Annotated in this window: 14 protein-coding genes; 5 read left to right on the forward strand and 9 right to left on the reverse strand. The window is 56.4% G+C overall.

The features are described from left to right. Nucleotides 1–67 precede the first annotated feature (67 nt). On the forward strand, nt 68–880 hold the full coding sequence (locus tag PIB16_RS12360) for a nickel-binding protein (protein WP_142845778.1): 813 nt from the start codon (nt 68–70) through the stop codon (nt 878–880). A gap of 42 nt (nt 881–922) precedes the next feature. On the opposite strand, the gene PIB16_RS12365 is transcribed toward PIB16_RS12360, so the two are convergent. The 4 genes from PIB16_RS12365 to PIB16_RS12380 form a co-directional block, all read right to left on the reverse strand. Further along, complete coding sequence (locus PIB16_RS12365; protein ID WP_174000802.1) at nt 923–2938, reverse strand: hypothetical protein; 2016 nt, start codon at nt 2936–2938, stop codon at nt 923–925. A 141-nt stretch (nt 2939–3079) separates the two neighbouring features. Beyond that, a complete protein-coding gene (locus tag PIB16_RS12370; protein ID WP_078053930.1) occupies nt 3080–3973 on the reverse strand; it encodes a DMT family transporter in 894 nt (297 codons plus the stop codon). 256 nt (nt 3974–4229) lie between these two features. After that, on the reverse strand, nt 4230–4634 hold the full coding sequence (locus tag PIB16_RS12375) for a hypothetical protein (RefSeq protein ID WP_174000803.1): 405 nt from the start codon (nt 4632–4634) through the stop codon (nt 4230–4232). Between the two features lie 46 nt (nt 4635–4680). Then, nucleotides 4681–4899, reverse strand: a complete 219-nt coding sequence (locus PIB16_RS12380) for a hypothetical protein (RefSeq protein WP_003505772.1) — start codon at nt 4897–4899, stop codon at nt 4681–4683. 285 nt (nt 4900–5184) lie between these two features. Here PIB16_RS12380 and PIB16_RS12385 point away from each other — a divergent pair, with 285 nt between their 5' ends. Both PIB16_RS12385 and PIB16_RS12390 read left to right on the forward strand, forming a co-directional pair. Next, a complete protein-coding gene (locus PIB16_RS12385) occupies nt 5185–5526 on the forward strand; it encodes an ArsR/SmtB family transcription factor (RefSeq protein ID WP_174000804.1) in 342 nt (113 codons plus the stop codon). Further along, the gene (locus tag PIB16_RS12390; protein ID WP_174000805.1) at nt 5523–6446 is read left to right on the forward strand and encodes an SRPBCC family protein; all 924 of its coding nucleotides are present in this window, start codon (nt 5523–5525) and stop codon (nt 6444–6446) included. Before PIB16_RS12385 ends, PIB16_RS12390 begins: the two co-directional genes overlap by 4 nt. 63 nt (nt 6447–6509) lie before the next feature. Here the strand turns inward: PIB16_RS12390 and PIB16_RS12395 are convergent, their stop codons facing one another. Next, nucleotides 6510–6872 (reverse strand): hypothetical protein, encoded by a 363-nt coding sequence (locus PIB16_RS12395; protein WP_174000806.1) that lies wholly within the window; start codon nt 6870–6872, stop codon nt 6510–6512. 191 nt (nt 6873–7063) lie between these two features. Here PIB16_RS12395 and PIB16_RS12400 point away from each other — a divergent pair, with 191 nt between their 5' ends. Next, nucleotides 7064–7315, forward strand: coding sequence for a ribbon-helix-helix domain-containing protein (locus PIB16_RS12400; RefSeq protein ID WP_174000807.1), 252 nt, complete (start codon nt 7064–7066; stop codon nt 7313–7315). A 2-nt stretch (nt 7316–7317) separates the two neighbouring features. Next, nucleotides 7318–7680, forward strand: a complete 363-nt coding sequence (locus PIB16_RS12405; RefSeq protein WP_082710587.1) for a type II toxin-antitoxin system RelE/ParE family toxin — start codon at nt 7318–7320, stop codon at nt 7678–7680. A 107-nt stretch (nt 7681–7787) separates the two neighbouring features. Here PIB16_RS12405 and PIB16_RS12410 read toward each other — a convergent pair whose 3' ends face one another. From PIB16_RS12410 to PIB16_RS12425, 4 genes are all read right to left on the reverse strand, one after another. Beyond that, nucleotides 7788–8120 (reverse strand): hypothetical protein, encoded by a 333-nt coding sequence (locus tag PIB16_RS12410; RefSeq protein ID WP_147401498.1) that lies wholly within the window; start codon nt 8118–8120, stop codon nt 7788–7790. A 130-nt stretch (nt 8121–8250) separates the two neighbouring features. Next, entirely contained in the window at nt 8251–9879 is a 1629-nt protein-coding gene (locus tag PIB16_RS12415) for an LA2681 family HEPN domain-containing protein (RefSeq protein WP_174000808.1), read from the reverse strand. 219 nt (nt 9880–10098) lie between these two features. Then, complete coding sequence (locus tag PIB16_RS12420) at nt 10099–10617, reverse strand: hypothetical protein (protein ID WP_147401500.1); 519 nt, start codon at nt 10615–10617, stop codon at nt 10099–10101. Nucleotides 10618–11535: 918 nt separating this feature from the next. Beyond that, the coding region (locus tag PIB16_RS12425; RefSeq protein ID WP_271045649.1) for a hypothetical protein at nt 11536–11716 on the reverse strand (181 nt) is incomplete at its 5' end.

Raw genomic sequence — 11716 nt, forward strand, 5'->3', positions numbered from 1 at the left:
CGGCAATTCAGCGAAGTCATAAAATGGCTGGCAGAGGAGGCAACGATATACTCTTGGGAGGAAACCAATGCCTATCTTCATGGACCGGCACGAGCTTGCCGGCGTTTCCGCTGCCGATATCGCCGCGGCACATCTTAAAGATATCAACATTCAGGATCGGTACGGCGTCAGGTTTTTGACCTACTGGTTCGATGAAAGGCGCGGTACGGCGTTTTGCCTTATGGATGCGCCGGACGCTGAAACCGCGCAGTGCGTGCATCGCGAAGCGCACGGCTTCGTCGCCAGCGAGGTGGTGGAAGTCGCGCTGTCGGCGGTGGAAGCGTTTCTCGGGCGAATACAGGATCCGGTAGCGCCCGGGGCCGTCTCGAAAAATATGGACCCCGGCCACCGCGCGATCCTTTTCACGGACATTGTCGGTTCAACCGAAATGACGGCCCGCCTCGGCGATCGCATGGCGGCGGAACTTATCCGGGCGCACGACGCCCTCGTGCGGGGTTGTCTGGGGCGGCGCTCCGGACGAGAGGTCAAGCACACCGGCGATGGCATAATGGCCGTGTTCTCCTCCACGCCATTTGCGGTGGATTGCGCCATCGATATCCAGCGCGAGTTCCATCGTTACAACAGCGACAGGGGCGAGCCCATTCACATCCGTATCGGTCTGGATTGTGGGGAGCCTATCGAGGACAGCAATGATTTCTTCGGGACTACCGTGCAGTTGGCGGCAAGGCTTTGCGCCGCCGCCGAGAGCGACCAGATCCTGATCTCGGACAAGACCTTCCAGGAATATGGCGGCGCCGATGTCCTCGTGCATGGCGATCGTTACAGGCTGAAAGGCTTTGCCGAGCCGGTGCTGGCCTATAGTTGCGAGTGGCTGCACTAGCTAAGGCCTGTGCAGCCACTGGAGGGGCGGAAATCGCCGGATTTATTCGGCCGTCGCCTGAATATCGACCTTGTCCAGAAGCCCCATCGGATTGTCGGAAGCGGCAACCAGATCGAAAATGCCGAGACCGTTCGCGCCGGTGGATTTGACCGTTACCGTCAGGGTACCGGGTTTGCTGATGAACTGGACGAGCGCTTGCACGGCGTTTTGGAGCTTGGGCTGTTCAGCTGCCACCTGCGGCAGCATCATGCTCGCCACCAATGTCAGGGTGGCGCGTACCTGATCTTCCGTCATGTCGTTCTGCAGGGCATAAAGCTTGATCGCCTTGGCCATCAAACCTTCGTCCTTGATCGTGAGCTTCACTTCGCGGCCGGCAAGCCCGAAGAGCGCCGCCTGCGCGCGATTGACGTCGAAGGAGAAGAACTCTTCCGTAAAGCCGCTTACCAGACCGGCAAAATTGACGCTGCCGAAATCCTTGCTGCTGAGCGAGATATCGCGGATCACCAGATTGCTGTTCGGTTCGTCCCAGCCGGCGGCGAGACCATAAGAGAAGGCCAGCGTTTCGAGACCCAGTTTGCGGGCTTCGACGAAAACTTCCTCCGTCGAATCCGCCGGGATCGGAAGCGTGAGCTCGTCCTGCCTGATCTCGATATCGGTCGGAATGCCGTTGAAGGGTTTGGTCAGCCCCATCTCGAAATTCTTGAGCGAGAATTTGATGCGTTCCGGCGTTCCGGCCGTTTCGTCTTCAGTCTCCTCCTCCGTCTTTTCCGGCGCGGCGATATCGACGTTGATGCCGCCGACGCGCACCCTGCCGAGTTCCGGTATCAGGCGATTGAACTGGAAGGTCTCCATCTGCGTTTCGTCGAGCGCGATGATCTCGGAAATTCCCTTGATCGTCGAACTCCAGTCGAAGCCCTTGAGGCTCGCTTCCGCGACTTCAATCTTGCCGTCGCCATCTCCGATCGACATGCCATTCAAGCCGAAGTCGAGCTTGCGGCTGTCCATCTGCATGTCGATGCGGTCGATGGTGGCCTTAACCCTTTTGCCGGCCGCCCCTTCCTTTTCGTCCGGCGCGTCGGCCTTGAGGCCGATGAACTGCATGTTGCTCTTGCCGACCATGTCGAGAATGGACACGACCTTCGCGAAAAGCGCCTGGCGCGCCTCCGGTGAAAGCTCGTCAGGATCTTGGGTGGTCGTCAGCGTTTTGAGGGTTTCCAGCAGCGGTTCGGACGGCATGCGGGCGGTAAAGCCATCGCTGCGGATTTCATCGTAGCTGAAATGACCGTCTCCTTCAGAGAAGGAAACTGCCTTGATGGAGACCGGCCCGTATAGCGGCTTCGCTTCCTTGTCGTCCGGGCCTGCCTTTTCCGTATAGAGCCGGGCGAGATAAGCGACGTCGATGTCCTGGCCGGCGATCGCGCCGGTCGACACGACCATATGCTTGTCCTTCATCGCGCCTTCGCTGTCGGGAAGCTGCATCTTGATGTCGTAGCTGCCATTGTCGATGGAGTATCGGGCAATGCGGCCGCCGGCGATCTCAGAGAGAGCGAGGTTCCTGTAAACGGTCTTCTGCTCGGTGGTCGCGACGGACTGGGTAAACGTCACCTCCGGCGTGGAGATGCTTGTCGCCGCGAAGCGCTCGATGCGCCGGGGCAGGGAGCCGCCGTTTCCTTCCGCCTGTGCCGGCTTTTCGAATGCGGCATTCTCGACGCGGGCCTGCGCCATCGAAATCTTTCCGGTCGGCACATCGATGTCGATGGTGTTCATGTCCAACGCGCCGTCCAGAAACGGAAGTTTCGGACGTCCGTCGATAGCCGCGATCTTGATATTCCTGCCCTCTTCAAGCGGCAGCGTCAGATCGCGAACATGAATTTTCCCGAGAAAATCGACCTCGATGGAAGTGGCCGTCGCACCGCTGCGGGCAACCAGCTCCTTCACCTTTGCTTCGTAGAAGGTCTTGCCGCCGATGACGCCTGCGGCAGCAACGGCAATAATCGCAACTGCCGCCCAAAGTGCCCTGCGCCGACCCTTACCGGTCTGGATGTTTTCCTGTTCCACGAAGTGAGTCCTCTCTAACGAACTGATATTTGCCGCCTTTTAAGCACGCAAAAGTTGCTTAGCAAGGGGTCATTGCTGTCTGAATTCTGGCGTGAAAAGTCTCGACGCGGATGAGGTGTTTCCGCACCCGTTGGGTTGAAGCTATCTCCAGAACATCAGCGCCATACCGGCCACGACAAGTGCGGCGCCGGCCCATGCGCCGGGCGCCGGCACTTCCCGCGTTCTCAGCCACAGCAATGGCAGGATAATCACTGGCGTCGTTGCCGACAGTGTCGAGACGATGCCGACCTTGCCGCCGGAAAGGGCAAAAAGAAGCAGCGTCATGCCGAAAGCCAGGGCGATGATGCCCGTGAACGCCGTCTGGAGGAACAGGCTTCGGGTCATAGGGCCTCTGGGCCTGACAGCCTCGATAGGCAGCATGGTCAGTGCGGTCAGGCAAAGGGCGGCCACCCCGACACGCAGCATGGAAGCGGCAAGAGGATCGATCCCGGTCGCCATCACGGGCCTTGCAATGAGCGAGCCGACCGCCTGGCTGAGCGCCGCCAGAAGGCCGAAGAGCACGCCGAGCCAGAGAGGCCCCTTCACGCTCTCCCATTCATGCAGCTGCGCCTTGCGCTTGCCGAAGAGGATTGCCAGCAGCACGCCGCTGAGTGTCAGACCTATGCCGGCAATGGCGCTTGCGGGAAGCTGCTCGCCAAGCACCGCCCATGCCAGCAGTGCGGCGATCGGGGCATTCAGCGCAAACAGGATTCCCGAACGGCGCGGCCCCAGCCGGTTGAGGCAGGTAAAGAGAAGCGTGTCGCCAACAAAAATGCCGATGAAGCCGGAAAGGATAAGCGACGATAATGCCTCGGGCTGAAGCTCTCGCCAGGAGCCTGACGCGAGCACATAGACCCCCAGCAAAGCGGCGACAAAAAGCTGCCGCGTCCTGTTGAAGGCCAGCGCTCCAAGCCGCCCCGCCGGGCCCGCGGCAAGAAGCCCGGTTATCGCCCAGCACGTCGCGGCGCCCACGGCAGCCAGTTCATAGATCGGCATGTTTTCCCCGTCGATTCGCAGCCTGCTTTCGGCTGCGGACACTATCCCTGTCTGCACCCATCGCAGATTCCGGGTTTGCCCGCCATACCCTAAGCATCGCCATCAACGGCATGCACCAGCACATGGCCCGCCGCCCGCGGCGGGCCAGCCGCCGCGTCCGTTCGCAACAAATGCGCCGCACCCGCACAGCTCCCCAGTCTCGATGTCAGCGGGCGCCGGCATCGAGACTGCGAACGGACGGGTCATTCACCGTGCGTCACGCGCCATTGATGATATTGCAGATGCCCTCGCGGATGACGTTCTTGTCCGCGATCTGCCCTGCCTGAATGTTGAAGACAGCATCAATTCGCACCGCGGCGCCCTTCTGCCGGGCCACGACCCGCAGCGTCTGAATTCTGCCGCTGCCGCTGGTTTCCTGGTGCGCATCGATGGAAGACAACGCCTTGTTGATCTGGATGCCTGCAAAACCTTCCGCCGCCACGGCCTGAGCGAGTTTTTGCAGCACGGCGGGCGCTTTCGCCTTCGGCAGCTCCTGCCAGGACTTGTAAGAGACAGCCGTCACCATCGGTACGCCTGAGACAGTGAAGTTCTTCTCGCAGGATGCGGCGAGGACGGGGCTTGAGAAGGCGATCAGGCCAAGAGCTGCTATGACACATTTCATTTCGAATAATCCAATCGTTGGTAAAGGCTGAAAGCTGCCGGCCGCATCAGAATGTCGACCGTTTTCCTCTGTAAGTGGACGGAGGCGGAAGAGCCTCATGGGCTTGCGCCAGCGTTTCCAGCCATGTCGCCAGGCCAGCGGGAACCTCCTCGTTGCCCGCTTCCAGCGCCTCGATCCATGAAAGTTCGCATTGCAGCGCGGACGCAATATTGATCGGCGTCCAGCGGATCACCCGCAGGCATTGATTAAAGCGTTCTGGTGACATGATGATTTGATTTTTTCCCCGTCTTTTCCCGGCGAAGCTCACTCAGGCGGCAGCGAGAGTCAATCTTTTTCTGCAACTTTTGATGGCCCGTTTCCGGCCCGGCAGTTGCATCCGCCGCCCGTTGCCGAACGCCAGGCGCATGAAGGGGAAAGGCCCGGTTACCCAAACGAGACGGCCGGACGACGCATCGGCATTTCATCTCCGGGGCCATTCCTCCCGATAAAACTTAGTCGACCTGCTAAGTTTCTGCTTGCCCCATCTCGATGAAAGATGATAGTTAGCAATATGACTAAGCATCATCAGGACCTTTCACTGATCTTCCAGGCTCTGGCCGATCCGACGCGGCGGGCGATACTGTCGCGCCTCGGCGGCGGTCCGGCACCGGTCATGGAGTTGTCCGCTCCCACGGGGCTGCGTCTGCCCACGGTCATGCGGCACCTTTCCGTGTTGGAGGAGGCGGGGCTGATCGTCACGTCCAAGGATGGGCGGGTGCGCACCTGCGCCATCGTGCCGGAAGCGCTGGAGCCGGTAAGCACATGGCTCGATGAGCAGCGGGCCGTGTGGGAGAGCCGGCTTGATCGGCTGGAGGCATTTGCAATGCAGGCCATGAAGGAGGAATCCGAATGACAACGAAACCGGATCAAAAAAGCGCACACGCTGAACCGCATCAGCGGCAAGACCGTTTTGCAACGCTCAGCTTCGAACGGGAAATTGCCGTTCCGCTATCGGCTCTCTGGCAGGTCTGGCTGTCACCCGCCGCCAGGGCGGTGTGGGCCTCTCCCTCGCCCTCGGTCACCGTGGAGTTCCTGGAGGCGGACAGCAGGCTGGGCGGTCGCGAAGTGTCGCTCTGCAAGGTCGCCGGCCAGCCGGATATTCGCTGTGAGTGCGGCTGGCTGGAGCTGCAGCCAACCCGCCGCAGCGTGAATTACGAGGTGGTCTCATCCGGCGGCGTAACCCAGTCGGCAGCACTGGTAACTGCCGATTTTCAGGCCGCGGAAGAGCGTAGCCGTTTGATCGTAACGATGCAGCTTTCCTCGCTGGCCGAGGATATGCGCGATGGCTATCAACAAGGTTTCAGCGCCGGTCTCAACAATCTGGCCAGCGTGGCCGGGCGAACCATGGTGCTGGAGCGAACGATGAAGGTGCCGCGAAACATCGTCTGGAAAGCCTGGATGAACGAAAAGACGCTGCCGCAATGGTGGGGCCCGGAAGGGTTTTCCTGCCGCACGAAGAGGATTGATCTGCGGACCGGCGGGGAATGGGTCTTTGACATGATCGGCCCTGACGGCACAGTCTTCCCGAACCATCATCGTTATGTCGAGGTCCGGCCGGAAGAGAGGATCGCCTATACGCTGCTGTGGGGCGAAAACGGGCCGAAACATGCCGATGCCTGGGCCTCCTTCGAAGATCAGGATGGCGCGACGAAAGTTGTGCTGGGCATGGTGTTCAGCACGGAAGCCGAGTTCCAGCAAGCGAAGGGTTTCGGCGCCGTGGAGCTGGGTCAGCAAACGCTGGGAAAACTGGAACGCTTCGCCAAGGCGCTATAGATGCGCCGTGCCGTCAGCTCCCTGTTCCGCGGTCTCATACCGGCCTCCTGTCCAGACCTGCAATTACTCTTCAAAGCCGCTCTGCGCGCGCGAGATCGTCTTGCAGGTCCCGCCGTCCTTCTCGCCAACCATGCGCTTGTCACGAATGACTGAACCCTTGGCGATGTCGATCTCCCATGCCACCGAGCCTTCATTCAGGCTCGCTTTACCACCGGCAAAGGTGCCTTTCTCCATTCTCTGGCTTCCAGAAGCCGGGACATAAACTCCAAATGTCCCGGCGGCTTCGTCGAGAGCGAAATTGAACACCTGAGGGGTTCCTTTCGAACTTGCGAATTCGCAGCTGAGATATGTCGGCGCAGCGAAGGCCATAGAGCCTGAAAAAAGCAGGGCAGCAGCGGCAAATCCGCTTCCTGTGATGACTTTCAAGTCTTGATCCTCATTCGTGTTTTCTCGTTAAACTAGAAATATTTCGCCCCGTTGGCAAAGTAAACGATATAGCGATTTAATTCACGTGGCACTCATGATTGGCTAGGAGCAGGAGCAGTCGTAACGCTGTGATGAATATTGACAATATATGCTACGCTTTTCATAATCGAGGAGACCGAAAGGAAAACGCCATGGCGTCAGGAAGCATTCACGTCAAAGTCAGCGGAGCATTGCAAGACCATATCCAGCAGCAGATTGGTGATGACGGTCTGTATGAGAATGCGAGCGAATATATTCGAGCGCTTATCCGGCGTGACCTGCAAACCCGCGACGAGGCATGGGATGCGTTGCAAAAGGAACTGGCTCCCGCCATGCGCGCAGATGATGGCGAGTTTATAGCCGTCTCTGCTGACGATGTAGTCGGCCGAAACAAGCGTCGCTAGTTATGGCAGCTTATCGCTTTTATGCGCCTGCCGATGCTGCACAGGATAAAATCTGGCGCGACACCGTGGATACTTGGGGTGAAGCGCAGGCTGAGACCTATATACGTGGCTTGCACGCGCATTTGCAGCGCCTCTGCGACAACCATCTGCTTTGGCGGCGTCTTCCCCAAAGACTTGCCGTTCCCGGTGACGTCAAGCGTGAGGCTTATTTTAGCCGGTATGAGCACCATTACCTGTTTTTCCGAAAGCTTGATAACGGCGACCTGGGTGTGATGAGTATCCTGCATGAGCGGATGGATATGGCAGTGCGCTTGAGAGAAGATCTTACGGCGCTCGACGCCAGAGGCACTATCCAAACTCGATAAAGCGCGTGGCGTGGCCAAACGGTGTGAGCTGGCGCGTTTCCGCGATCTGCGTTGAGGCTCAATAGGGAACGTCGCGATTTAAAACCGGTGCGACGAGTTCCAGTGTACTATTTTCGCCGTACCCGTCCCAGATAGTCCAGTTTCTTCACACGGCGGGCAGGCAATCCTTGATATTCGTCTATAGAGGAGCGCCCGTGATGATCTTCTGTAGTGACTATGCAAGTCGGCTCAAGGTTTTTTGTCAAAAAGCGGACACTAAGCGTACGAAATTCGGCAACCTCGACCCCGTTCCGTTCGCAGAAGCGGGGTAACTCCTCGCTGTAGAGCTTCAGAGCCTTCATGAGCGAAGCTGAGACGCTTCCGCCCAATGTACTACCGGTGAGAAAGTCTACCTCGATGTAGCCTTCCTCGGTAGAAGCGGCCTCACCGTAGATATCCATCGAGTAGACGCCAACCATTAGTCCTACGCCGGAACCGACCGAGTCGGCTATATTGTGCCCTATTGCTGTTAGAAGTCCAAGTTTCGACACGAGAGTTAACCTTTATTCGCGCGGCGCGCTTCGCCTGCGCCTATACTTTCCACTTATCATCCCATGTGTCGAAAATCATCGGCATCGAAATTGCTTTTTCGCTTCCATTCTTCCTGAGGCTCTCCTCTCGATGAACAGCTAAGCAAAGGTAGATTATCGCGGCGCGTGCGAGTCCCATTAGCCTCAGCGCCTTTGCCTCGAAATCGTGCCTTCCGATGTGAAGTCCGACCTGTTCGGTTTCTGCATCGTCTAAATCAAGAACGGTCGCGCCCCATTGCTCATGAATCTGGCAGTATTTGTGTTCGAGATAATTGCGCAGATGCGCCAAGGCTTCCGCGTCCGGTTCCGTGGCTTCCTGAAACTCACGATCATAAAGGTCTTTGGACAGCCAGAATAAGCCCCGAAGCGGCCAATTCTCCCGATCCAGGAAAAACGGACGGAGCGGTTTTGGATTTCCTTTCTCCTCATACCAGATCGAGCGGAAGAAGACCTTATTCTCGGAAATGCCAAGTTCGAGGTAGTGGTTTAAGAAGAAAGCAATCTTATCGAACAAGGCATACGTCATTCGAAAGGCCTGTCGCGCCTTCTCGACGTTTACCCCATAGCTCGGATAGTCGAGCGTGTTTGCTAGCTTCACGCCCTTGTCGGCGAAGTGCGCTGTATTGGCTGTCATAGCCTCAAAAAGGAATAACCTTGCCGTAGTGAATTCCTGCTTAAGCTGATTGAAAAGCCCGAAGACAGCCGGTGGCAGCGCTCCCCCCTTGGCGATGGGAAAGCTGATCGATGGTAGAACCAAGCTGTCTGTTGCGGCAATCGAATATGTGCCAAGGTCATTCATGGGATTGAGAAACAGCCGCTTCTCCAAGCACCAACGACGGTAGATCATCTCTGCCCTTGAGCGGCCTAGACTGTGTTCCTCCGTCAAATTCTCATTGGCGGATGCCACATTAAGCCACTCTAAAATATATTTCGCTCGCTCAGCAAAACGAGGAACAAGCTCCGCGTTCTCCGAACTTTCGTGCACAGCATCAGGAGCTGTTCCTGCCACAAAGTTATCGTGAGCTTGCGCTGCGATGAGTTGGGAGTGTCCCGGATCGCTGACTGAGTCTGCATAGCTCTGGAGTCCCAAACCTTTGTTGAAGAGCGCCATGGAAAAGCGTCGCTCAATCGCGAGCGCTTTGTCCCAATAGTGCAGGGCTTCAACAGGGCGACCGACGGAATTGAGCTTGCTACCGAGATTAGTCAAAATTTGGCAGCGCCGGATCTGGCCGAGTTTTTTAAACCCCTTATGCCTAGCAGCCTTGCGCAATTCGAGCAGTCCGCTCTGGAGGTGCTCATTTTCCCATTGCCACGAACGCTCCAGTCCGGCTTCGTGCTGCCGATTGTTGAATGCGTTGGCTCGAAAGTAATGCAAGAGGACCGCGTCTTCATCGCGGATAATCTTGCGTGCGGCGAGCTTGTCGAGAGCCGCGAACGCCCGGTCAGTGAGTTGCGGATCGCTCCGGTCAAATCCGTCGTCGATGTACTGACCCGCCTTATCGAGTAATTCTGGAATGTGGATTTGGCCAATAGGTCTCGCTTTTTGGAGTGAGTTTGCGTTGACCAATTTTAAGGCCAACGCTATGCGAGCTGCAATAACTTCACTCCGAATTTCAGCGCGAAGTTGCACAGACTCTATCGAAGCATGCGCTTAGTATCGGCGAGAAAAAGCTAAGTCAGCACTATGTACACTATCGAGTACCAGCGAAAAGCTCTCGGACGGCCGAGATGTAGGCGCGAGGGCGACTTGACGCAGTCGCCGGAGCGATGTCTGCTTTCGGAAAATGTGATCGCAGGCTCTGCGACCAACATGGGACCACGTTTTGCCGCTGCTAGTTTTTCTTATAGATCACGTATGGTCGCGGAAATTCAGAATCGATGCGCGGACGTATTGCGGAATATTTAGGTACGCAGACCAAGCTGATTTTCCCAGATGACCTCGCAGCTTGACTTCACTGCTCAATGGATTTTCGGCGGGGTTGCCGCAATCTGGGACAATGTGGACGGCGTGGATGATTTTGTTGCAGGCTTGCTCGAAGGTAAGCGGCACCGCCCGGTTGCTGCTCAAGATGTCCGGTTGGAGAGACCCACAGCGCAAAGTAATTGGCTGGTGCCTCAGCTCTGCTGGATCAGCGCGTAAATGGCTCATGTGTTCTGCATGAATGCGATTAGCGACCGCGGTGCCAACCAGCAAATGGATAATCTCGTCTGCGAAGTGATCGTTGCGCATCAACCTAAGAGGATCGTCCGGTGCAGGTGCAAGGTCAAAAAGCTGCCCATCGCCGCTAAATACTAGAAACAAACGATATATGTCACGGATTGCAATCGCAGAATTCAGTTCGAAGTTGTTGCGCCCATAAGCAGCCAAGATTTATTACCTTTACCGTTGCGTAAGCCGCGACCGGCCCACCTGTTTGGTTTCTACGTCCGGTTTTAGCCTCTTCTAGCAGATGGGGGAACGTCTGAGATGAAGGCACAAAACCGCCGTTGGACGAGAGCATCCCTAATGACCGGTTTGGGCCGAAAGGGGACATAGTCATGCTAGCTTGTCGGTGAATCCAAAGTAAAAAAGTTACTTTGACTGGCTGCCGTGGTTGCCGCCTGCATGTTTCGACTTGAAAAGATATATTTTTTTTTCAATGATTTAACACTTTTCTCCTTAGCTTCTTTAGCTTTGGGGAAGGGTTTTTGCTTCCCCGTTCATCCCCGCCCTGTTTGCCTGATTTATATTGCTCTTGTTCCGTTATGAACCGGGAGACATTCCGGTTTTGCGCTGAGCCAGCGCCGATTGTGAGAGAAAGACGTCGCTCTCATATTTCGGGGTCTGACAGGTAATGTCCTCTGGCCGTGACCGGAGGAGAGATGGAATCTGGTTTGTGGTGGGCCTTTCTATTTCTCCGAAACGCTTGGCTGAAGGATACACTCTGACAGGCATAATCCGCTGATGCGGGGCACTGATAAGTGTCTTTATTTCTACAGGTGGCAATTTTCAGTGCCCCGTTGCAATGCCCATTGAGCTGAAAGGCTGATGGGAAAAGAGATGAAGCTCATGACACGGTCGCAACTGCGTCGCGTGATAGGAAAGGTATGTTCAAATGGGTCTCTATGAGATGTACGTCCTTGCAGCTCGTGCAGATACAGCCCTGATGAGGCGAAGGGTGGCGAAGATTATGAATCGCCGACGCAAGAAGCAATATTTACACAACCAGAAGAAGAATTTGGATTTGGAAACCGAGATGAAGAGGGGAGTATCCCTTCGACTTGGGAGGATTCCGTAAACATATATTTATATAGATATATATGCAGAAACATATAAAATATATGCTGCGTTGAATTGTATAGGAATATTGAGGGCGAATGAAAGTCCGTGACCAGAATCTTGTTTTGCGGCCTGCAATTTGCGGATTGCGGGACGATAGCGTGTAAATATATGATTTTTATGTTGAAATTGTCGATCTTGCTGGAGA

The organism is Agrobacterium sp. ST15.13.015 (assembly GCF_027871645.1).
Taxonomy (GTDB): Bacteria; Pseudomonadota; Alphaproteobacteria; order Rhizobiales; family Rhizobiaceae; genus Agrobacterium; species Agrobacterium leguminum.